This is a genomic window from Bradyrhizobium sp. F1.4.3 (assembly GCF_040548375.1).
In the GTDB taxonomy this organism is placed as follows: domain Bacteria; phylum Pseudomonadota; class Alphaproteobacteria; order Rhizobiales; family Xanthobacteraceae; genus Bradyrhizobium.
Map to the genome: position 1 here is coordinate 92,683 of NZ_JBEPRN010000007.1, position 22,442 is coordinate 115,124.

23 protein-coding genes are annotated in these 22,442 nt (G+C 64.1%); 5 read left to right on the plus strand and 18 right to left on the minus strand.

Annotated elements, in window-relative coordinates:
* Positions 1-97 precede the first annotated feature (97 nt).
* The gene (locus ABIB73_RS20275) at positions 98-928 is read left to right on the plus strand and encodes an enoyl-CoA hydratase (RefSeq protein ID WP_354226653.1); all 831 of its coding nucleotides are present in this window, start codon (positions 98-100) and stop codon (positions 926-928) included.
* Between the two features lie 128 nt (positions 929-1,056).
* Here ABIB73_RS20275 and ABIB73_RS20280 read toward each other — a convergent pair whose 3' ends face one another.
* Both ABIB73_RS20280 and ABIB73_RS20285 read right to left on the minus strand, forming a co-directional pair.
* Entirely contained in the window at positions 1,057-1,680 is a 624-nt protein-coding gene (locus ABIB73_RS20280; RefSeq protein WP_354226655.1) for a GNAT family N-acetyltransferase, read from the minus strand.
* A gap of 95 nt (positions 1,681-1,775) precedes the next feature.
* Positions 1,776-1,979, minus strand: a complete 204-nt coding sequence (locus tag ABIB73_RS20285) for a DUF1127 domain-containing protein (protein WP_354226657.1) — start codon at positions 1,977-1,979, stop codon at positions 1,776-1,778.
* Positions 1,980-2,089: 110 nt separating this feature from the next.
* On the opposite strand from ABIB73_RS20285, the gene ABIB73_RS20290 reads away from it, so the two are divergent.
* Together ABIB73_RS20290 and ABIB73_RS20295 are read left to right on the plus strand one after the other, a co-directional pair.
* Positions 2,090-2,989, plus strand: coding sequence for a transcriptional regulator GcvA (locus tag ABIB73_RS20290; RefSeq protein WP_354226659.1), 900 nt, complete (start codon positions 2,090-2,092; stop codon positions 2,987-2,989).
* A gap of 141 nt (positions 2,990-3,130) precedes the next feature.
* Complete coding sequence (locus ABIB73_RS20295) at positions 3,131-4,462, plus strand: MFS transporter (protein ID WP_354226661.1); 1,332 nt, start codon at positions 3,131-3,133, stop codon at positions 4,460-4,462.
* Between the two features lie 160 nt (positions 4,463-4,622).
* Here the strand turns inward: ABIB73_RS20295 and ABIB73_RS20300 are convergent, their stop codons facing one another.
* The 3 genes from ABIB73_RS20300 to ABIB73_RS20310 are packed head-to-tail and all read right to left on the minus strand — an operon-like array spanning position 4,623 to position 7,228.
* Positions 4,623-5,036, minus strand: a complete 414-nt coding sequence (locus ABIB73_RS20300; protein ID WP_354226663.1) for a Rieske (2Fe-2S) protein — start codon at positions 5,034-5,036, stop codon at positions 4,623-4,625.
* A complete protein-coding gene (locus ABIB73_RS20305; RefSeq protein ID WP_354226665.1) occupies positions 5,036-6,145 on the minus strand; it encodes an amidohydrolase family protein in 1,110 nt (369 codons plus the stop codon). The genes ABIB73_RS20300 and ABIB73_RS20305 overlap by 1 nt, the downstream gene beginning before the upstream one ends.
* Before the next feature lie 24 nt (positions 6,146-6,169).
* On the minus strand, positions 6,170-7,228 hold the full coding sequence (locus ABIB73_RS20310; RefSeq protein ID WP_354226667.1) for an amidohydrolase family protein: 1,059 nt from the start codon (positions 7,226-7,228) through the stop codon (positions 6,170-6,172).
* A gap of 164 nt (positions 7,229-7,392) precedes the next feature.
* Here ABIB73_RS20310 and ABIB73_RS20315 point away from each other — a divergent pair, with 164 nt between their 5' ends.
* Both ABIB73_RS20315 and ABIB73_RS20320 read left to right on the plus strand, forming a co-directional pair.
* Positions 7,393-7,875: a CinA family protein gene (locus ABIB73_RS20315; RefSeq protein WP_354226669.1), complete on the plus strand. Its 483-nt coding sequence runs from the start codon at positions 7,393-7,395 to the stop codon at positions 7,873-7,875.
* Positions 7,876-7,910: 35 nt separating this feature from the next.
* A complete protein-coding gene (locus ABIB73_RS20320) occupies positions 7,911-8,897 on the plus strand; it encodes an alpha/beta hydrolase family protein (protein WP_354226671.1) in 987 nt (328 codons plus the stop codon).
* Positions 8,898-8,932: 35 nt separating this feature from the next.
* Here ABIB73_RS20320 and ABIB73_RS20325 read toward each other — a convergent pair whose 3' ends face one another.
* The 13 genes from ABIB73_RS20325 to ABIB73_RS20385 form a co-directional block, all read right to left on the minus strand.
* Positions 8,933-9,757, minus strand: coding sequence for a hypothetical protein (locus ABIB73_RS20325; protein ID WP_354226673.1), 825 nt, complete (start codon positions 9,755-9,757; stop codon positions 8,933-8,935).
* 67 nt (positions 9,758-9,824) lie between these two features.
* Positions 9,825-10,100 carry a DUF1488 family protein gene (locus ABIB73_RS20330; protein WP_354226674.1) on the minus strand — a complete coding sequence of 92 codons (276 nt, stop codon included), beginning with the start codon at positions 10,098-10,100 and terminating at the stop codon, positions 9,825-9,827.
* A 104-nt stretch (positions 10,101-10,204) separates the two neighbouring features.
* Positions 10,205-10,813, minus strand: coding sequence for a tetratricopeptide repeat protein (locus ABIB73_RS20335; RefSeq protein ID WP_354226676.1), 609 nt, complete (start codon positions 10,811-10,813; stop codon positions 10,205-10,207).
* Between the two features lie 143 nt (positions 10,814-10,956).
* Positions 10,957-12,435 (minus strand): AMP nucleosidase, encoded by a 1,479-nt coding sequence (locus ABIB73_RS20340; protein WP_354226677.1) that lies wholly within the window; start codon positions 12,433-12,435, stop codon positions 10,957-10,959.
* A gap of 213 nt (positions 12,436-12,648) precedes the next feature.
* Complete coding sequence (locus ABIB73_RS20345; protein WP_354226679.1) at positions 12,649-13,986, minus strand: HlyD family type I secretion periplasmic adaptor subunit; 1,338 nt, start codon at positions 13,984-13,986, stop codon at positions 12,649-12,651.
* Positions 13,983-15,731: a type I secretion system permease/ATPase gene (locus tag ABIB73_RS20350; RefSeq protein WP_354226681.1), complete on the minus strand. Its 1,749-nt coding sequence runs from the start codon at positions 15,729-15,731 to the stop codon at positions 13,983-13,985. The genes ABIB73_RS20345 and ABIB73_RS20350 overlap by 4 nt, the downstream gene beginning before the upstream one ends.
* Positions 15,732-15,993: 262 nt before the next feature.
* A complete protein-coding gene (locus ABIB73_RS20355) occupies positions 15,994-16,263 on the minus strand; it encodes a GlsB/YeaQ/YmgE family stress response membrane protein (RefSeq protein WP_354226683.1) in 270 nt (89 codons plus the stop codon).
* Positions 16,264-16,650: 387 nt separating this feature from the next.
* Entirely contained in the window at positions 16,651-17,628 is a 978-nt protein-coding gene (locus ABIB73_RS20360) for an ABC transporter ATP-binding protein (RefSeq protein ID WP_354226685.1), read from the minus strand.
* Entirely contained in the window at positions 17,625-19,040 is a 1,416-nt protein-coding gene (locus ABIB73_RS20365; RefSeq protein WP_354226687.1) for an amidase, read from the minus strand. Before ABIB73_RS20365 ends, ABIB73_RS20360 begins: the two co-directional genes overlap by 4 nt.
* Positions 19,037-19,234 (minus strand): hypothetical protein, encoded by a 198-nt coding sequence (locus ABIB73_RS20370; protein ID WP_354226689.1) that lies wholly within the window; start codon positions 19,232-19,234, stop codon positions 19,037-19,039. Before ABIB73_RS20370 ends, ABIB73_RS20365 begins: the two co-directional genes overlap by 4 nt.
* Positions 19,231-20,292 (minus strand): ABC transporter ATP-binding protein, encoded by a 1,062-nt coding sequence (locus ABIB73_RS20375; protein ID WP_354226690.1) that lies wholly within the window; start codon positions 20,290-20,292, stop codon positions 19,231-19,233. Before ABIB73_RS20375 ends, ABIB73_RS20370 begins: the two co-directional genes overlap by 4 nt.
* A 185-nt stretch (positions 20,293-20,477) precedes the next feature.
* Complete coding sequence (locus ABIB73_RS20380; protein ID WP_354226692.1) at positions 20,478-21,380, minus strand: ABC transporter permease; 903 nt, start codon at positions 21,378-21,380, stop codon at positions 20,478-20,480.
* A gap of 3 nt (positions 21,381-21,383) precedes the next feature.
* A complete protein-coding gene (locus tag ABIB73_RS20385) occupies positions 21,384-22,337 on the minus strand; it encodes an ABC transporter permease (RefSeq protein WP_354226694.1) in 954 nt (317 codons plus the stop codon).
* Positions 22,338-22,442: the final 105 nt, after the last annotated feature.

The window sequence follows — 22,442 nt, forward strand, 5'->3', positions numbered from 1 at the left end:
TGCGAACGAAGCGAAGCAATCCAGAGATATCTCCGCGGATACAGGCTGGATTGCTTCGTCGCTTCGCTCCTCGCAATGACGAAAGAAAGGGAGCGACATGACCACGGAAACCACCGTCGACACCGGCACCAATGAACTCCTCTGCGTCATCCGCGACCGCGTCGCGGTGATCACGCTGAATCGGCCGGAGGCGCGCAACGCGCTGTCGGACACGCTGACGCCGGCGCTGCGCACGATGATCCGGACCTGCGGCGAGAATCCCAACGTCGGCGCGCTGCTGATTACCGGCGCGGGCGAAGCCTTCTGCGCCGGCGGCAACGTCAAGGGTATGGGCGCGCATCGCGACCCGAAGAAGCTCGAGATGTCGCCGGCAGATCGCGTCGCCGACCTCCAGGAGCGGCAGCGGCTGCTCACCGGCGCGCTGGTGTCGGTGCGCAAACCAACCATCGCCGCGTTGCCGGGACCGGCGGTAGGCGCCGGGCTCGCCATAGCCATGGCCTGCGACATCCGCATCGCCGCGCAATCGGCCTTCGTCGCCACCGGCTATGCCCGCATCGCGCTGAGCGGCGACTATGGCATCGCCTGGCTGTTGACGCGACTGGTCGGCACCGCGCGGGCGCGCGAACTCCTGTTCACCGGCGACAAGGTCGACGCGGCGCGCTGCGAGGCGATCGGCCTCGTCAACCGCGTGGTGCCCGACGACAAATTGCAAACTGAGGCCTTCGCGCTGGCAAAATCGCTCGCCGAAGGGCCGCGCGTCGCGCTGCGCTATATGAAAGACAATCTCGACGAGGCGCTGCAGTTCGATTTCGAGACCGCCCGCGACCACGAAGCAGAACGGCTGATCCGCCTCACCACGACCGCCGATCACAAGGAAGCAGTGCAGGCCTTTATCGAGAAGCGCAAGGCGGTGTTCACGGGGAAGTAAGCCGCCTTCGGGGCGATGCGCAGCATCGAATCCGGAATGACGGTGTGGGGAGAGCCTACGCAACAACAACCGCGGGAAGGCAAAAAAATGCCCGGCTCTGGTTTCCCCGAGCCGGGCCTGGAGTGGTGTCAGGCCGCGGCTGAGGGGCTTACGGCCTGACGGGAAAGAGCGGCGAGGCGCCAGCTGGCGCAGGGAATATCTTTTGGTGCGACCGAGATCTCCTTCTCGAAGCGCACCAGCTTCCAGTCGTCCGGATGGTTGACGAAGGCGAAGCCGGATTTGCGCGCGAGCGAGATCATGCTCTGGTTGGAGCGCAGCGTGTCGCCGAACATGTGCTCCGCACCCAGTGCGGCGGCGCGGCATTCCAAATTCTTCAGCAGCGCGGTGGCGATGCCGTGGCCCTGCCAGCGGTCATCGACCGACAGGCCAAACTCGAGCGTCGCGGTCGCCTCGTGAAAGGCGTAGCGCGCTTCGGCGACGATGGTCTCGAAGCCGTCGACCATCATGGTGGCGACGACAGTGAAACGTTCGCGCTCGCCGACCTGGAGGAAGTCGTGCAGCAACCCCTTCGGCAATTCGCTGATCGCGCCGAAGAAGCGGTTGTAGCGGGAGTGGGTCGTGAGCGAACGGAAATAGTGCTGGAGCTCGTCGGTGTCGCGCGGCTCCACGAAACGAACGTTAAGCGCCTCGCCTTGCCGGGTGCGCAGCGTGTCCGAATATTGCTTCAAGTCGTCCAGGCGAAGGGTGCTCATGACACGTCCCTTAGGAAACCTGCCTTAGGTAATTTGCCTTGCGGAAGGGGACCGCCGGCGCCCCTGTGATCAGGCGGCGCCGGCCTGGCGGCCAATCAGGCCCGCCAAAAGGGTTTCTCGGCTTCGTAGGCAACGTCACTCCAGGACAGGCCGACGTCGTGGAGGTCGCGGGCGGTCCAGTGGGTGAGCTCACGACGGGTCCGGTAGCGCTCGTGCCAGAGATGGAGGGTCTCGCCGATCTGGTAGATCAGGCCCGGTGCATGATGATTTGTCATCGAATGGTCGGTGCAAGTAGACATTTTCAGCTCCTAGAGCTAACTTATGGTGCAATATCTGCTTGAGGCCTCGTTTCGACAAACGACAATTTGTACCCCTTCGCATGAAATAAGCTCATGCATACTGCTGCCAAATGACTGCCAGATTGCCCTCCCTGAACGGATTGCGGGCGTTTGAGGCCGCCGCGCGCCATCTCAGCTTCACGCTGGCCGCAAGCGAGCTGAATGTGACGCAGACCGCGATCAGCCATCAGATCCGGCGGCTCGAGGAGGAGCTCGGCATCCGCCTGTTCATCCGGCAGAATCGCGCGCTGGCGCTGACGGCGGAGGCGCGCGACTACCTCCCCGGCGTCCGCGCCGCCTTCAACGATCTCCGCCTCGCCACCGACCGGCTGCTGCGCAAGGACGACGACAAGGTACTGACGGTCTCGACGCTGGCCTCGCTCGCGGCGAAATGGCTGCTGCCGCGGCTGACCGATTTCCAGGAGGCGCATCCCGGCATCGACGTCCGCATCACCACATCGACGAGCCTCGTCGATTTCCAGCGCGACGATGTCGACGCCGCGATCCGCTACGGCAGAGGCCAGTGGCCGGGCGTGCGCGCCGACTGGCTGATGGCGGACGAGCTGTTTCCGGTGTGCAGTCCCTCGCTGCTGCGCGGCGACAAGCCGCTGCGCCAGCCGGAGGATCTCCGGGGCTATCCGCTGCTGCACACATCCAACGCCAACAGCGACGACTGGCGGCTGTGGCTGACGGCAGCAGGCCTTCCAGTCGATATCGCCAGGCAGCCCGGCATCACCTTCGACATGATCTTCATGACCATCCAGGCCGCGATCGACGGCATCGGCGTGGCGATGGGCCGGACCTCCTACGTCCAGGACGACATCGCCAAGGGCCGGCTCGTGGTTCCCTTCAAGATCGCGCTGCCGGCCGATGCGGGCTTCTACCTGGTCTCGCCGGAGGGCCGTCGCGAAGTGCCAAAGCTTGCCGCATTCCGCCAATGGATGATCGCTGCAACGCAGAATAAAGTCTGAAAAATCATCAGCTTCCGTAGCAAAATCGGTTGACTCGCAACCTCCCGCGCGAGAGGGGTAGTCAGATTGTCGCAGCAACATTTTGTCGCCTGCCGTGAAGATGAGTTCCGGTCCGGCCACGTCTTGAAGGGGAAAAACGTCATGGCTGGACCAGCAGCATCAACCAATCCGCCCGAGATCAAGTCGCGCATCGGCGCGATCCTGCGCGCAACGAGCGGCAACTTCCTCGAGCAGTTCGACTTCTTCCTGTTCGGCTTCTATGCCGCTGCCATCGGCAAGGCGTTCTTCCCCTCGACCAACGAGACCGCGTCGCTGCTCAACACTTTCGGCGTGTTCTGGCTCGGCGCACTGATGCGGCCCGTGGGCGCGATCGTGCTTGGCGCCTATATCGACCGCATCGGCCGCCGCCAGGGCCTGATCGTCACGCTCGGCATCATGGCCATCGGCACCGTCGTCATCGCGTTCTGCCCGAGCTACGCAAGCATCGGGATCGCCGCGCCGATCATCGTGCTGATCGGCCGCCTGCTGCAAGGCTTCTCCGCCGGAGTCGAGCTCGGCGGCGTCTCGGTCTATCTCGCGGAAATCTCCACACCCGGCAACCGCGGCTTCTACACCTCGTTCCAGTCGTCGAGCCAGCAGGTCGCGATCTTCGTGGCGTCGATCCTCGGCTTCCTCCTGTCCGAGGTGATGCCGGCCGACACCGTCGCCGCCTGGGGCTGGCGCATTCCCTTCTTCGTCGGCTGCATGATCATTCCGCTGATCTTCTTCCTGCGGCGGACGCTCGAGGAGACGCCGGCCTTCCTCGCGATGAAGAAGCATCCGACCGCAAACGAGGTGTTCGCCTCGGCGCTCGCCAACTGGCGCATCGTCATCCTCGGCATGATGATCGCGGTCCTGACCACGACGACGTTCTACTTCGTCACCGTCTACACGCCGACCTTCGGCAAGACTGTGCTGAAGCTGTCGACGCAGGATGCGCTGCTGGTTACGCTGCTGGTCGCGGTAACCAACTTCATCTGGAACCCGGTCGGCGGCGCGCTGTCCGACCGCATCGGCCGCAAGCCGGTGCTGCTTGCCATCGCCGGCCTGGCGCTGGTCACCGCTTACCCGGCGCTGTCCTGGCTGGTGGCCGCGCCGACTTTCGGCAAGCTGCTCGCGGTCGAGATGATGTTCTCGTTCTATTTCGGCATGTACAGCGGCACCATGCTTGGCGCGCTGGTCGAGATCGTCCCGGCGCATGTCCGCACCACCTGCTTCTCGCTCGCCTTCGCGCTCGCGGCAGCGCTGTTCGGCACCTTCACGCCGTTCGCCTCGACCCTGCTGATCGACTACACCGGCAACAAAGCCTCGCCCGGCTTCTGGCTGATGTTCGCCGCTGTGCTTGGCATCATTGCGGCGTCGATCGTCTATCGCGGTGGCCGCCAGGCGGTGACGACGTATGATGCGGTGGCGGAGCCGGTTGCCGGCCATTGATCGTCATTCCGGGGCGCCCAAAGGGCGAACCCGGAATCCATCTCTCCCAGCGCTCCTGCGGCCCAATGGATTCTATGATGCGCAATTGCGCATCATAGTTCGATCCTCCCGGGCCGCGCTTTCCGCGGTCCCGTCGCATCGCCCCGGAATGACGGTGGGGTCAGAGCTCCACCATCACGTAGTCGCTCTCGACCTTCACTGGAATCGTCTCCGCGACGTACGGCCCCTTCACGACAGCGGCACCCGGCTCGACATGGGCCGGATACGCCTTCGCGCGGAAGCGGCGCGGGTCGCAATAGGACTGGCCGGTGCGGATGTCGAACTCCCAGCCGTGCCAGGGGCAGCGGATGATCTCGCCGAGTTTTGTGTATTCGATCTCGCCGGGGTCGCTGGATTGCGCGAGCCCGATCAGCGGGCCCTCGCACAACGCCGCGCCCTGATGCGGGCAGCGATTCATCAGGCCGAAATACTCGCCCTTGATGTTGAAGACCGCGATCGGCCGTCCGTCGATCTCCAGGAATTTTCGCGTGCCGGGCGGAAGCTCATCAACCGCGGCAACCACATGCCGCGCCATCAACTGATTCCGTAAAGCGCGCGCGCATTGCCGAGATAGAACGCCTCGCGGTTGGTCTCGCTGACACCTGCCGGCAGCACGCGCGACGGCTCATCATAGTCCCAATGCGGATAGTCGGTCGCGAACAGCAGGCGATCCCAGCCGATCCATTTGATGACGTCGAACAGGTCCTCGCGCCGCTCCGGATCCTCCATTGGCTGCGTCGTCCACCACACCTGCTCGCGGATATATTCGGACGGCGGCCGCTTGACATGCGGCACCTCGCTGCGCAATCGCTGCCAGACCTTGTCGAGCCGCCAGGCGAGCGACGGCGCCCAGCCGAAGCCGGCCTCGATCATCACCATCTTCAGTTTCGGGAAGCGCTCGAACACGCCTTCGAGCACGAGGCTCGCCAGTGCCGATTGCTGGCACTGCGAATGACCGACCATCTCCTCGACATAGTAGCTCGGCCAGCCCGACGGCGTGATCGGGTTGCCGCCAAAGCCGAAGGCGTGGACGCCGACGGGGAGGCCGGCCTCTTCGGCGGCCTGATAGATCGGCCAGTAGCGGCGCTGGCCGAGCGGCTCGACATTGCGGCTGAGCAAGAGCACCTGGACAAAGTTCCTGTCGCCGGCGCGCTCGCGGATTTCGGCGGCGGCCGACAGCCCGTCCTCATTGCCGACGACGATTGACCCCTTCAGCCGCTTGTCCTTGGAGGTCCATTTGTCGATCTGCCAGTCGTTGATCGCCGAGCACAAAGCGGCCGAGAGCTCGTGATTGCGAATGCCCTGCCCGGTATTGAGCGGATTGAGCACCCCCAACTGCACATTGTTGGGATCGAGCAGCTGCTTCTGCATGAAGGACAGCGAGGAGCCCTGCGGGCCGCCTTCCGGCGGATAGGCATCGCGGCGGGAGGCGTTGGGCTGGGCCTTCGGATAGGGAGGCCCTTCCATCATGCCCTGATAGGCATGGACGCCGTAGATTTCGAGATGATGCTGCCAGCGCTTGGCGAGGTAGGGATAGAGCTCGGTGCGGGTGGCGCGTGCCGGATGGATGTCGCAGTCCGCAATCGCGGTCTTGGCCGTGAGGGGGGAAGCGGCTTCGGTGCCTTCGCGGAACTGGATATTCATCGCCTTGCCTCCTTTGGCAGCGGGCTAAGTCAGGCGGGGATAGGTCGCGAGCGGATTATCGATCATGATCTTGCGCACGAGATCGGGGGTGAGACCTTCGGGCAGCGCGTCCTGGCCGTCGAACTGCCAGTGCGGATAGTCCGTGGAGAATAGGACCAATTCGTCCGACTGCATATGATCAAACAGGCGAATTAATGTTGCTTCATCCGGCGGCGCGTCAAATGGCTGTAACGAGAAGCGGATGTTGCTGCGCACAATTTCCAGCGGCGCGCGATCGACCCAGGGCGTCTCCATCCGCACCCCGCGCCAGAATTTGTGCAGCCGCCAGAGATAGGGGGAGATCCAGGAGATGCCGGACTCCAGCATCACCATCTTCAGGCGCGGATGGCGGGCGAACACGCCCTCGACGATCAGGCTGGTGAGCTGGGTCTGGAACGCCTGCGCCTGACCGACATAGTCCTCGATATGGTAGGAACCCCAGCCCACCGCGGTCGGCGGATTGTGATAGGCGGAACCGGCATGGATGCCGACCGGCAGGTCGAGCCGTTCCGCCGCCTCATAGATCGGCCACAGCGCGCGCTTGCCGAGCGGCGTGTCGCCCATCACCAGCATCAGCACCTGCACGAAGCGCTTGTCCTGCGCGCAGTGCTCGATCTCGGCGACGGCTTTCTCGACATTTTGCGTGGGGATCACGATCGAGCCGCGCAACCGCGGATCGCGATCGAGCCATTCTTTCGCCAGCCACTCGTTCAGCGCGCGGCAGAAAGCGGCCTGCATGTCCTCGGAGAACACCATCTGCACGCCGTAGAGCGGATTGCAGATGGCGTGGCTGACCTGGAAGGGATCGAGCACATGGCGCTGCATGTCTCCCAGGCTTTCACCCGGCTTGCCGGTTTCGGGGCGCCAATCAGGCCGCGCCACGATCGGCGAGTTCTTCGGGTAGGATTGCGAGACGAGGTCGACCATGCCGCGCGTCGTCACCTGATCGCGCCAGTAGTCGTTCAGGTACGGCAGCAGGCTGGTCAGATGCGGCACGGCCGGATGCACGTCGCAATCCACCCCGCCGGCGATCAGGGACGCCATAACGTCTCCCTTCTCACGTTTCCTCGATTCTCTGGCGCGGCGCTTCGCCGCGCCCTTTTGCGTCCTGCCATTCAAGCAGGCCTGCCCGCCGCCCGCAACTCGGCCAATGCCATTGTCATATGCTACGAAGACACAGCTCAATTGCGAGGATCAGAGGTGCAGGAATGAAAGAGCTCGTTGGCATTGCGGAACAGGTCGCAGCAAAACTGATCGCGCGCAAACAGACCATCGCGGTCGCGGAATCCTCGACCGGCGGCCTGATCTCGGCGAGCCTGCTCGCAGTGCCCGGCGCATCGGCCTATTTCCTCGGCGGCGCCGTGGTCTACACCCGCGATGCGCGACGCGTGCTGATGGATATTTCGGATGACGGCATGAAGGGCTTTCGATCGTCCTCCGAGCCTTACGCGAAATTGCTGGCCGAGCAGATGCGCGGCCGCTTCAGCTGCGACTGGGGGCTCTCGGAAACAGGCGCGACCGGCCCCACCGGCAACCGCTACGGCGACGCGGCCGGCCATAGCTGCATGGCGGTCGCAGGCCCTGCGGCGGAGATGATGACGCTGGAGACGGGGAGCAACGACCGGTTTGCGAATATGCAGACGTTTGCGGAGACGGCGCTGAAGCTGCTGTTGCGGAATTTGGAGAAGTGAACGTCCTCCGACCAGCGGGCTCGATAGGAGCGGTGATGCGCCAGCCTGCGTTGGCTTTCGCTATCCTGTTCTTCCTTGGGGTGACAGCGGCGCAAGCCGCCGGGGTCAGAAACTTCGACATTCCTGCCGGTCCGGCGGGACCTGCAATCAGATTGCTGGTTTGGACTCCTTGTGCGGAGCCTCCGCGAGAGATGGATGCGCGTGGAGCCACCTTTTTCGCTGTGCCCGGATGTGCGGTCACTGGAGAACAGCTTCCACTGATCGTGATGTCGCACGGCAGGAGAGGATGGTTCGGCGGTCACCACGACACTGCGGCGGCCCTGGCGGATGCCGGATTCGTCGTGGCGACGCTCAATCATCCCGGCGACACCTGGCGCGACACGAGCCGCACCGACAGTCTTTCGGTTCTCGTCGAGCGCCCCGCAGATATGAGGCGGTTGATCGACTATATGCTGGACGCATGGCCGGACGCGCCACGCGTTGATGCACAGCGTATCGGGCTCTATGGATTTTCATTTGGCGGCTACACCGGCCTTGCCGTCATCGGCGGCAATCCCGATCTGCGGAAGGGATTACCGAACTGCGCGACGTCGAGCTTGAGGGCGTGCAAGGAGCTCGAAAACGGCGAACTCCCGGAGCAGCCGATCACCCATGACCCGCGCGTCAAGGCTGCCGTCATCATCGATCCTTACCCGGTGTTCGTCTTCCCTGAGGAGAATCTGAAAGGAATAAATGTACCGGTCCAATTGTGGAGCTCCGACCCGGCACTGAATGCCGACGGTCTATCCGGGTGCTGTGCAGCTGCCATCAGTCAAAGGCTTCCGGTCAAGCCGGACTACCATTTCGCGGAAAATGCCAAGCATTATTCCTTCCTCGCAACCTGCACACCGAAGGAAGCCCAGGAAGCCCCTGCAATCTGTACCGATGCGCCGGGCTTCGATCGCGCGGACTTCCATCGACGGCTTCATGCAGATGTTGTCGCATTCTTTCGCAAGCATTTCGCCGAAAACGCCAAGCCGTGACGAGGCCCTCAGCCCGGCGCGTCGCGGTGTCCCCGCTAAGAACAGGACAAGCCGTTGCCGGGCTCCCGGCATAGCTTCGCGCGAACCTCGACAATATCAATCTTGCACTTCCTTGCTCTCCGTATGCGCGAGGCGTGAGCGGCGCCGCCAGTGTCTCCTGAAAGCAGATTGAGCTGCTTCTTGATGGCCGCGCTCCACATGCGATCAGGATTACCATCGAGGTATCTTGCCTGAGCCCCAAGCTCTTGTCGGGTGAGCTCCGCGAATGGCCCCAGATTCAATTGCGTTTCGATCGCCATGATCTCCGCGTCGCTCGCCTGTGCCCGGGCAACACCATTCGTTTTGCGTTCGAATCCGTTTTCGATCGCCGCTCCATGAGCCGATCCAAGGTTCGCAAACTCTTGCGCCGCTTCCGGAAATTCACCGCGCTGGGAACCAGCCAAAAGATAGGACTTGCATGCCAATGGGTTGCTCGCGAGCTTCAGAAGGGCCGCCAGCTCCGCACGGTCTATGGCATTGATGTGCTCATCGTCGGCATAGGCTTCCATCTCGGCTGCAAGGATCATATTGAGCGCACCATTGGCGGCGGGCCATCCGCCCCCGTTGAACGCCTCTTCAGTCTCACGGAGGAAGACATCTCTGAGATTTCGATCGCTGCGCGCAATCGACGCCGCTAAAGGAAAACGCGCGATGTTCTGATCGAAATCGCGCTCAAAGGCGCTTGGCCCGAAGAGGTGCGTGTACACCAGGCTTCCGGCCATCACGGCAACGCATACGAGCAGCAATATGGATCGCCGGGTCATACGGGAGATATGGCGTGGGCGAACAGCAAGCATGATCTCACGCTGCTCCGCCGACATCCAATGCTATCACAGGTTGCTCTTAATGAACCATTTCACCGGCATCGCAACTTGCGCGTATGCCCGGTTACCGCCCCAAATGCCGCATGAAAATCCGCACCACGTATCCCTTGAACCGCGGTGCTTCGTCGTAGAGATCCGACGCGATCCGTTCGACCGTCTCGCGCAGCGACAGGAACTGAGCTTGGCGTGCGCTGCTTTCGGTACCCTCCATGCCCGCAAGTTCGTCCATGGCGGCGTCGCTGATCTGACACAGCACGACCTCGGCGTCGTTCAGCATGGTGAAACGAAAGGCCAGTCGTTCCAGGTCGTGGCCAACGATCTTGTCGCGCGTCAGCGGCATCCAATTGTCCCGTTCGCACCCCCGAACGGGACAATGCTGAAAATCTGACGCCTTGTCACCATGCGTCGGTGAGTTGCGTTTCGCAGCCAACCCACCGTGCGCGGTCAGTATACGAGCGCCGTGCCAGTCGGCTTTTCCAGCGCCGCGGCCAGCGATTTGTATTCCTCGCAATCCGTCCCGCAAATGGCGGCAATCCGGCTCAGATGATAGAGCGCCTGCTCCCGATTGCCCTGCTCGAGCTGCCATAGCCCATAGTACTGCCAGGTCAGCACGTGGTTCGGATCCGCCTTCAGCGCGCGCTCGTACCAGACCTGTGATTGCTTGTAGTCGCCGAGCTTGCGATAGGAATAGCCAATGAGGTTGGCAACGTTCGGATGGTCGTCATGGCCGAGCGATTTCAATTGCTCGATCGCGGCCGCATAGTCGTTACGCTCGTAGATGGTATCGTAGGCAGCGCGATAGCCGATCGCGAACGCCGGATCGCCGATGCCAGACTGGTTGTTGGGTTTCTTGTTCTTCTGGCCGGCCTTTGTTCCCGAGCGCTTCGGGTAGGTCGGTTGAGCGGTGCTCGGCGTTGAATAGGCGCTCCCATACGGATCGCTGCCTCCGCCTCCACCACCACCGCCCCCACCTCCTCCCGCGGCATACGCCGGGGAAGCCATCAGCGCCGCAAACGTTCCCAGAGTAACGAACCTGATCATCGTTTCGATCATTTCTGTCTCCCGTATTGATCCAAGCGACCCCGGAGACGTGATAACCCTGCGTTGGCTTCGATATTCCGTGACTCGGTGTTAACGGAGACGTCAACATTCGTACGACAGTTCTCCTGTCCTTCCAGTAGCGGAAGATGAGCGCGTTACTGAAACGCCACTTCAGCGAAACTGCGGAGCTTTCGCGAATGCAGCCGCTCCGACTCCTGCTGCTTGAGCCGCTCTAGCGCCTTCAGGCCGATCTCGAGATGCTGGCCGACGCGGCGGCGGTAGAATTCGCCGGCCATGCCCGCGAGCTTGATCTCGCCGTGCAGCGGCTTATCGGAGACGCAGAGCAGCGTGCCGTAGGGGACGCGGAAGCGGTAGCCGTTGGCGGCGATCGCGGCCGACTCCATGTCGAGGGCGACGGCACGCGATTGCGACAGGCGACGAATGACCTCGGGCCCGCTGATCTCCCAATTGCGGTTGTCGACGCTGGCGACCGTGCCCGTGCGCATCAGGCGCTTGAGCTCAAAGCCTTCCAGGCCCGTGACGTCTTCGACGGCATCTTCAAGTGCGACCTGCATCTCGGCCAGCGCCGGGATCGGGACCCAAAGCGGCAGCTCGCGATCGAGCACGTGGTCCTCGCGCACGTAGCCATGGGCGAGCACGTAGTCGCCGAGCCGCTGAGTGTTCCGCAAGCCGGCGCAATGTCCGAGCATCAGCCAGGCATGCGGCCGCAGCACCGCGACGTGGTCGGTGACGTTGCGCGCATTGGACGGACCGGTGCCGATATTGATCAGGGTGATGCCGCGATAGCCGGGCTCCACCAGATGGAAGGCCGGCATCTGCGGCGTGCGCGCCGGCGCAACACCGGTCGTCGCGCCGCCATTGTGGGTGATCACGTTGCCGGGCGCGACGAAGGCTTCGAGGCCGGCCTCGCCGGACTGGAGGCGCTGCTGGCAGAGCTGCGCGAAGGCGTCGACATAGAACTGGTAGTTGGTGAAAATGACAAAGTTCTGGAAATGCTCGGGGTCGGTGCCGGTGTAGTGATAGAGCCGGCGCAGCGAGTAATCGACGCGGGCGGCGCGGAACAGCGACAACGGCTCGGGCGCGCCCGGCTGTAGCTCGAACGTGCCGTCGGCGATTGCATCGTCCATGGTGGCGAGATCGGGCACGTCAAATGCATCGCGCAGCGAGCGCGTGACGGGCGAGTTCTCGCTGGTGGTGATGGCGGCTTCGATATTGATGTCGCGCCGGTAGGCGAAGTGAACGGGGATCGGCTCGCCGGACTCGCCGATTTCGACCGGCACGCCGTGGTTCTGGATCAGCAATCCGATCTGCTCGGTGAGATAGGTCCGGAACAGATCCGGCCTGGTCACGCTGGTTTCGTGCACGCCGGGCCGTGCGACGAAGCCATAGGCGAGACGTGAGTCGAGCCGCGCATGGGTCGCGGTCGTGACGCGGACGAAGGGATAATGGGCCCGCACCCGCGTCGTCATCTCTTCGCCGTTGACATAGGCCTCGAACCGGTCGCGCAGGAATTTGGTGTTGCGTTCGTAAATGTCCTCGAGGCGGGCAACGGCGGCGGCCGCATCGGAGAAGGCTTCTGTGGCGACGGAGGGCGGGGTCTGGATGGATTGCATTGTTCGACGCCGGGTTGCTGGGCTTGAGTCGAACTATAGCAAGAATGAAGACGCGTAGGGTGGGCAAAGCGGAGCGTGCCCACCATCCTGATTATCGCGGGAAAAATGGTGGGCACGGCGCTGCGCGCCTTTGCCCACCCTACGAGATCGAGTCTATAGCCCGAGATCCCGGATGCGCGCTAAGCGCAGTTCTGGATCACGCGCTTTCGCGCGTCACTTCTCCCGGAACGCCCGCATGAACTGGTCGTGCAGCGGCTTCATCAGGTAGGACAGCATGGTGCGGTCGCCGGTCTGGACGAAGGCTTCCGCCGGCATGCCAGGGATCAGCTTGGAATCGCCGAGCTTGGCGACCTCTTCCGCCGACATCGACACACGGATGGTGTAGTAGCTCTGCCCGGTGCGCTGGTCGGTGGTGACGTCGGGCGAGACACGGCTGACGACACCGTTGAGCTCGGGCGTGGTGCGCTGGTTGAAGGCGGAGAGGCGCAGCAAGGTCTTCTGGCCGATCTGGAGCTTGTCGATGTCGACCGGATTGACCTTGGCTTCGACCTGGAGATCGTCGGCCTGCGGCACGATCAGCATCAGGGCGTCGCCGGCGGTGACGACGCCGCCGACGGTATGCACGGTCGATTGCAGCACCATGCCGTCCTGCGGCGCGCGGATGTCGACGCGTCGGAGCTGGTCCTCGGCTGCGACCTTGCGCTCGATCGACTCGCCGATCTTGTCATTGGTCTCGCGCAGGTCCTTGGAGACCTCGCTCACCATGTCCTTGTCGACCTGGATGATCTGGAGCTCGGTCTCGGTGATCTTGCCCTTGGCCTGCGCCCGCGAAGCGATGTACTGCGCACGCTCGCCGTTGAGGCGGGCGCTGTCGCGCTCGAGCGTGGTCAGGCGCGAGATCTGCACCAGGTGCTTGTCGTAGAGATCGCGGACACCGGTGAGCTCCTGCAGCACCAGCGAGATTTCCTTGTCCTTGGCCGTCTCCTGCGCCGAGAGACCTTCAATCTCCTCGTTGAGCTGCTGGATGCGCTCGCGAAGCTGTGCCTTCTGGCCGGCGCGACCGTTGACGCGGACGTCGAACAGTTTGGTCTCGGCGGAGAGCAGCACCTTGACGTCGGGATCGTTGCCGCGATCGAGTAGCGATTGCGGAAACTCGATCTTGTCCAGTCCGCGCTGCTCGGCCTGAAGCCGCGCCGCGCGCGCCTGCGATGCATCGAGATTCTTGGTGACGATGGCGAGGTTTGCCTTGGTGACGGTATCATCGAGCCGCACCACGATGTCGCCCGCCTTGACCACGTCGCCGTCGTGGGCGCGCACCTCGCCGACCACGCCGCCGGTCGGATGCTGCACCTTCTTGACGTTGGATTCGACCACGACCTGGCCCGGCGCGATCAGCGCGCCGGAAATCAACACTGTCGACGCCCAGCCACCAAGGCCGGCGCCCAGGACCAGCACGATCCCGAGGCCGAGGATCAGGTGAAACCGGATCGACTGCTGCACACCCTTCTTCGCGGCAGGCTTTTTTGTGTTGCCGATCGCCATCGTGCTCATGATTTGGACACTCCGCCTTCGCTGACGATCTTGATCGGCGCCGGAGGCGCGACGCGGGGCTGGAGGACCTGGGCGAGCACCTGCTCCTTCGGGCCGAACGCCTGCATGCGGCCGTCGCGCAGCACCAGGATCTGGTCGACCGCCTCGACGCCGATCGGCCGATGCGCCACCACGATGACGATGGCGCCACGCTCGCGGGCGACACGGATGGCGCGGGTCAGCGCCTCGTCGCCCTCGGTGTCGAGATTGGAGTTAGGCTCGTCGAGCACGATCAGGAACGGATTGCCGTAGAGCGCGCGCGCCAGCGCCACGCGCTGCGCCTGGCCTGCGGAGAGCGAAGTGCCCTGCTCGCCGACTTGCGTGTTGTAGCCCTCGCGCATCTTGATGATCATCTCATGCACGCCGGCCTCTTTGGCCGCAGAGATGATGCCATCAGAGGTGGCCTCGGGATCGAAGCGGCTGATGTTCTGCGCGATGGTGCCGCCGAACAATTCGACGTCCTGCGGCAGATAGCCGATGTGGCGGCCGAGCACGTCGGACGCCCACTGGTCGAGCGCCGCGCCGTCGAGCCGCACCTTGCCGCGCACCGGGTGCCAGACGCCGACCAACGCGCGGATCAACGACGATTTGCCGGAACCGCTCGGCCCGATCACGCCCAGGCCGTTGCCGGCTTCCAGCGCGAAAGTAACGTCCTGGACGATGAGGCGCTGGTCGCCCGGCGGCACCATGGCAACGCCTTCGACCGAGAGCCGGCTGGTGGGCGCCTGCAATTGGGTCGGCGTCGCCTGCGCCGGCATCTGCTCCAGCAGACGGCTGAGGCGATGCCAGCTCTGGCGGGCGGCGACGAAGGATTTCCAATGCGCGATCGCGAGATCGACCGGCGCCAGCGCGCGGGCGGAGAGGATCGAGCCCGCGATGATGATGCCGGCGGTCGCCTCCTGATGGATGACGAGATAGGCGCCGACCGCGAGCACGGCCGATTGCAGCATCATGCGCAGCACTTTTGCGACCGCGCCGAGACCGCCGGCGACATCGCTCGCACGCTGATTGCCGGCGAGATATTTTTCGTTGGCCTCGCTCCAGCGCTGGTTCAGCCGGCCAGCCATGCCCATCGACACCAGCACCTCGGCATTGCGGCGGCTGGACTGGGCGAGATCGTTGCGCTGGGCGGCAAGCCCCATCGCCTCACGCGCCGGCTGGCGGGACAGGAACTCGGTGACCAGCGTCAGCCCGACCAGGATGACGGCGCCGATCAGCGCGGTCACGCCGATCATGACATGGAAGGCGAAGCAAATGGCGAGATAGAGCGGCAGCCAGGGCAGGTCGAAGAACGCGCTCGGTCCCATGCTACCGAGAAAGGAGCGGACATTGTCGAGATCACGCAGCGGCTGAAGCCCTTCGTTGCGGCTGCCGACCAGCAGCGGCAGGCGCACGATGGTGTCGAACACGCGCTTGTTCAGGGCTTCGTCGAGCGCGGTTCCGATCCGTCCCAGGATGCGACTGCGGATCATGTCGAGCACGCCCTGCGCCATATAGAGGCCGCCGGCGAGGACGATCAGGCCGACCAGTGTCGGGATGCTGCGGCTCGGCAGCACCCGGTCGTAGACCTCCAGCATGAAGATCGACCCGGTCAGATAGAGCAGGTTGATCATGCAGCTCATCAAGCCAAGGCCGATAAACGCCATGCGACAAGCGCGCAGCGCGTCACCGAGCTCTGAACGGCGGAGGCCCGGAACGGCTGCCATCAGTCTGATCTCTTTCGGGTGGGGGCAAAACCCCTGATTTCAAAAGCCAATTCAGGGGTACTCGACCCGGATTAACACCGCGTTCTCCCCCGTCGTCCAACGCAGTCGAATTAATCCAGGACCCCCAACGTCCCACATCTACCCCGACCGGCCTTGCACGCAAATCCGGAATCTCACAGCCTTGCGGCTTTTTCTTGCAGGCATGTCACCTCTCCCCAGGCTGGGAGAGGTGGAAAGTTCCCATGCGTGAACCGAGGCGCCGCTAGAACCGGCCGCCGCCGCGGACCAGCCGCACCACCAGCAGCAGGATAACCGCGCCGATCGCAGAATAGACGATCTCGGACACGAGCCCCGAGCCGATGTGAATGCCGAGCTTTGGAAACAGCAAGCTCGCTACGAACGCGCCGGCGATGCCGATGACGATGTCGCCGATGATGCCGAAGCCGGCGCCCCGCACCACCTTGCCGGCAAGCCAGCCAGCCACCAGGCCGACGAACAGGATGACGAGCAGGCCTTCATTGGAAATGTACATAAGTGAGATCCCTCTCCATGAACGACCCGCATGGAACCGGAACCGGGATGAATGGGGTCTGAATAGTGTCCGCCACGAGCCTTGGGGGTTCCGCGCCGGCAAAAATGTCGAAAACAACCCCATGCACAGTAGAACGGCTCTTGGTCGGGTGCTCCCGGTGAATTGTGACAACTCGGTGCAGGCGTAGGGGATTTTTGAAGTCAGGAGCGCACTGCTCTCTCATTCCCTCCCCCCTTGCGGGGGAGGGGCAGGGAGGGGGTGGCCGCGGGCGCCGGAGTTCGTCGCTACCCTCTCCCCCGCCCTCCCCCACAAGGGGGGAGGGAGCGCAGTCGTGCGCGGGGCTACAGTTCAGTTCACATCGACAAAATCGCAGCGACAACAAGCTCGCTACGAAGCGGCCGTCGCCGCCTCCGCGAGCACGCACCTCGCCGCCCTGCCTGGCCCGACCTCCACATTCGCAGGCAGTTGCTCCAGGCAGCGCGGCTGGGCAACCGAGCAACGCGGGGCGAAGGAGCAGTTGTGCGGCCTCTCGGCGAGCGAAGGCGGGGTGCCGGGGATGGTCTCGAGCCGCTGCCCGCGCTTGGCGCCGTGGATGGTGGAGGCGAGCAGGCCCTTGGCATAGGGATGCACCGGGGAGCGCACGATGTCGCGGAGCGTGCCCTGCTCCACGATCTGGCCGGCATACATCACCGCGACACGGTCGCAGATCTCGATGGCGACGCCGATGTCGTGGGTGACGAAGATGACGGACATGCCGAACTCGCGTTGTAGTTCGCGCAAGAGCAACAATATCTGGATCTGCACGGTGGCATCGAGCGCGGTGGTCGGCTCGTCCGCGAGCAGAATTTTCGGCCGACAGGCCAGCGCCAACGCGATCATCGCGCGCTGGCGCATGCCGCCGGACATCTCATGCGGATAAGCGTCGAGGCGACGCTTGGCTGAAGGAATGCGCACGACCTCGAGCATCTCCAGCGCCCGCGCGCGGCCCTCCGCATAAGACTTGCCTTCGTGGCGCACCACGCTTTCGGCGATCTGCGCGCCGATGGTGTAGACCGGATCGAGCGCGAGCGCGGGCTCCTGAAAGATCATCGACACCGTCTGGCCGCGGAACGACGACAGCTCCTCGTCGTTCATCGCAAGCACGTCACGGCCCATCACGTTGACCTTGCCTGCGATCTGCGTGCGCTTCTTCGGCAACAGCCGCATCAGCGCGCGCAAGGTCACGCTCTTGCCCGAACCGGACTCGCCGAGCAGGCCCAGCACCTCGCCGTCGCCGAGCGAGAGGCTGAGGTCGTTCACGGCAAAGACCGTGCGCTCCCCGGTGAAGCGGATATTGAGGCCTGATATGTCGACGAGCTTTGTCATGACGGCAGTTTCGGCAACCTATTGTGATAGTCGGTCACGCGCTGGAACGCAGCGCCGATGGTGAGCAAGGTCGCTTCATCGAAGGAGCGGCCGATCAGCTGCATGCCGATCGGCAGGCCGCCCTTGGTGAAGCCGGACGGCACGGTCAGCGACGGCAGGCCGAGAAAATTCACCGGACGGGTGAACAGCGTCAGCCGCTGCAACAGCGCCGGTGCACTCGGTCCGCCGCCGACGTCGCTTTCCGCAATGGTCGGCGCCGGCACAGGAGATGCCGGTGCGATCACCGCATCGACACCCGCGGTGGCTGCATTGTGCGCGGCGAGCGCCGGACCGCGCCAGCGCATCGCCTCGAGATAGGTGATGGCGGGAACGGCGAGACCGTTCTGGAGCCGCATCAGCACCTGCGAGCCATAATCCTGCGGACGCTCGATCATCCAGCGCTTGTGGAAGGCGGCCGCTTCCGCCGCGAGCACGAGCTGGCTCGCCGCGGACAATTGTCGCTGATCCGGCAGCTCGACTGTGAGGATGTCGGCGCCCTCGCGCTTGAGCACCGCGATGGTCTCGTCCAGCACGCGCGCGACCTCGCTGTCGAGATCGTCGACATAGAAGGATGCGGGTACGCCGATCTTCAGGCCCGTCAGCGAGCCCTTGGTCGCACCGACATAGTCCGACAGCGGCTCATGGCTTGCGGTCGAATCCTCCGGATCGGGGCCGGCCATCAGCGCCAGCAGCAGCGCGCAGTCCTCGGCCGTGCGGGCAAGCGGGCCGACCGTGTCGAGCGATTGCGACAGCGGCATCGCCCCGGCGCGGCTGACGCGGCTCCAGGTGGTCTTCAGTCCCGTCACGCCGCAGAAATGCGCAGGCATGCGGATCGAGCCGCCGGTGTCGGAACCGAGCGCCGCATAGGTCAATCGCGCCGCGACCGACGAGCCGGAGCCCGACGACGAGCCGCCGGTGATATGCGCGACGTTCCAGGGATTGCGCACTGGTCCGTAATGGGCGTTGTGCCCGGTTGGGCCATAGGCGAATTCGGCGAGATGCAGCGTGCCGAGCCGGACCTGGCCGGCGTCCTTCAAGCGCTGCAAGGCGGTGGAGGTCACGGTCGGCACGAAATCGCGGCGGATCAGCGAGCCGCAGGTCGCGACGTGGCCTGCATCATAATACATGTCCTTGTGCGCGAGCGGCACGCCATGCAGCGGGCCGCGCAGCTCACCCCTGGCGAGCTCGGCGTCGGCGGCATCGGCCGCCTTCAGCGCAGCCTCGGACTCGATCGACATGAAGGCGTTGAGATGCGGCTGCCACTGCGCGATGCGGTGCAGCAGCGCGCGCGTCACCTCATGCGAGGAGACCTGCTTCATCGCGATCGCACGCGCGACCTCGGTGAGCGTCATCAATGCGGGCTCAGGGCTCATTTCGACACCTTGGTGGTCTGTGCGAGCACATAGAGCGCGGGCTCGAGATCGAACGGCAGCGTGCCGGCGATCGCCGCAAAACCCTCGAAAGCCGGTCCGATCGAATTGGAGATGCGCGTTGCGATCTCGTCGTCGACGGGAACACCAGCGACTTGCGCGGTCGCCTTAATCTCTTTGGTCGTTGGTCTCGTCATGCGGTTTCCTCTCGGGGCGCGCGGCTATGGCCTGAACCCGGAATTGCCATGTAGCACGCGGCCTCGTGGCCCATTCTATCGAGCGCGGTGAGTTTTGGTGTCGCATTTGCGCAGAGCGGCTCCGCAAACGGGCAACGGGTATGGAAGCGGCAGCCCGGGGGCGGATCGATCGGATTGGGCGGATCGCCGGTGATCGGCGGTTGCTCCGTGCGACGGTCCGGGTCCGAGGACGGCATCGCAGCCAGCAGCGCACGCGTATAGGGATGCGCAGGCCTGTCCCATACCTGGTCGACCGGGCCGAGCTCGACGACCTCGCCGAGATACATCACCAGCACGCGATCGCTGATGTAGCGCACGACATTGAGGTCGTGACTGATGAAGAGATAGGTCAGGCCGAACTCGCGCTTGAGATCGGCAAGCAAATTGAGCACCTGCGCCTCGACCGATTTGTCCAGCGCGGACACGGCTTCATCGAGGATCACCAGCCGTGGCGACAACGCCAGCGCCCGCGCGATGTTGACGCGCTGCCGCTGGCCGCCGGAAATCTCGTGCGGATAGCGGTTGGCGAAATTTGCAGGGACTAGGCCGACCTTGCCGAGCAGCTCCCGCGCCAATGCGCGCGCTGTGCCATCCGCCATGCCATGGACCTTCGGGCCGAAGGCGATGGATTCCTCGATGGTCAGGCGCGGATTGAGCGAGGCGTAGGAATCCTGGAACACCATCTGCATGCCGCGCCGCAATTCGCGCAGCGACAATGACTGACCGACGGCCATGCCGTCATAGATGATGTCGCCAGTATCGCGCGGCATCAGGTGCATGAGGAGGCGCGCGGTGGTCGACTTGCCGCAGCCGGATTCGCCGACGATGCCCACGGTCTCGCCCTTGGCGACGGAGAAGGAGACATTGTCGACGGCACGCACCGTGCGCTTCGCGGCGAACAGCCCGCCACGAACCGGGAAATGCTTGGTCAGCCCATTGACCTGGAGCAGCGGCTGCGCGACGCCGCCAACGTCTTCGACGGGCTCAAGCATGGCGATAGAAGTGTTGGTCTCGCTCATGCTCGCTGTCCTTCACCTCTCCCCATCGGGGAGAGGTCGGCGCGGAGCGCCGGGTGAGGGGGAGCGGCATTCTCGGTCGAGCGTAACCCCTCACCCGGATCGCATCTTTCGATGCGATCCGACCTCTCCCTTCGGGAGAGGTGTGGCACCGACGCCGTGGCAATCTGCGTCTCTCTCATCATGGCCTAGTTCCTGATGTCCATGGCGCTGCGCAGGCCGTCCGAGAGCAGATTGAAGCAGATCGAGACCGCGAAGATCATCGCACCGGGCAACGCGGCGACCCAGGGATTGACGTAGATCGCGGTGCGCAGCGTGTTCAGCATCAATCCCCATTCCGGCTCCGGCGGCTTGGTGCCGAGACCGAGAAAGGACAAGCCGGCCGCCAAAATCATCGAGACCGAGATCAGGCTGGTGGCATAGACAAAGATCGAGCCCAGCACGTTGCCGAGGATGTGCACCCGCATGATGGTAATGGGGCCTGCGCCGGAGGCGCGCGCGGCTTCGACAAAGTCCATGTTGCGCACGCCGGTGGTGACGCTTTCGGCGACGCGGGTGATCTGCGGCACGAACACGACGGTCAACGACACGATGGAGTTGAGGATGCCGGCGCCCAGCGCGCCGGAAATCGCGATCGCGAGCAGCACGGATGGAAATGCGTAGAATACGTCGATCGTGCGCATGATCGCGGTGTTGAGCTTGCCGCCGACATAACCTGCGACGAGGCCGAGCGAGGTGCCGATGCCGAAGGCGAGGATCACCGGCAAGATGCCGATGACCAGCGACAACCGCCCGCCATAGATCAGCCGCGCCAGCATGTCGCGCCCGAGCTCGTCGGTGCCCAGTGGATAGCCGACTGTACCGATGTGCCGGAGGCGACGGATCATCGAGCCCTTGTAGGGATCCTCCAGTCCGAGCCACGGCGCGAGGATCGCGGACAGGAAGATCAGCAACAGCACCAGCGCGCAGGCCATGCTGACCTTGTCACGACGGATGCGGCGGCCGACGGTCGCCCAATAGCCGCGCGCCTTGGTCGCGGGCGCGGCCTGGAGCGCGGCATCACTCGTAACAGACAACGGAAGCTCGCTCATCGGCTAGCCCCGCTTGATGCGCGGATCGATCGCGGCTTGCGCGATGTCGACCAGCAGATTGAGGAAGACGAAGAACAACGCCAGCACCAGGATCGTGCCCTGCAACAGCGGCAGGTCGCGCTGGAAGATCGCCGAATTGAGCAGGAAGCCCGAGCCCGGCCAGGAGAACACGGTCTCGATCAGGATCGAGCCGCCGAGCATATAACCCAGTTGAAGCCCCATCACCGCGAGCGCGGTGGGCGCGGCGTTCTTGATGACGTGACGAAACACGCCCGTCTCGTGTAGACCCTTTGCACGCAGGGCTTCGACGAAATCCTGAGAGAGGATGTCGCCGGTCAGCGCACGCACGGTGCGGGTAACAATGCCCATCGGGATCACCGAAGTCGTGATCGCCGGCAGTACGAGGTATCTAAGGTGCTCCCAATCCCAGGCCCAGGCGGCGGAGCCGCCGGGTCCGGCGCCGACCGCGGGCAGCCAGTTCAGCTCGACCGAGAAGATGATGACGAGCACCATGCCGAGCCAGTAATGCGGCACCGAGACGCCGGCGATGGCAAAGGATGTCGCCAGCTTGTCGATCCAGGTTTCGCGGAAATAGCCAGCGACCAGGCCGAGCAGGATGCCCATCGTGAAGCCGATGATCGCCGCCGCAATCGCGAGCGTGACGGTATTGCCGACCGCGCGCATGACTTCGGCGAGCACCGGGCGTCCCGTCGCGATGGAATTGCCGAGATCGCCATGTAGCGCGCGCAGCAGCCACAGCCCGAACTGCACTGGCAGTGGGCGGTCGAAGCCATAAGCAGCGCGAAGCTGCGCCGCGAGCTCCTGCGAGGCATCGGCCGGCAGCACCGCGACCAGCGGATCGCCCGGCGTGATGTGCACGAGCAGAAAGCACACCAGCGCCACGCTGATGACGATCGGGATCACATAGACGATGCGTCTGGCGATATAGGCGAGCACGTCGGATTCTTTCTTCCCTTCTCCCCTTGCGGGAGAAGGTGGCGCGCGAGCGCCGGATGAGGGGTTCTATCCGCGGATGGTACTGCATCGGCCGAGAGGTCCGCA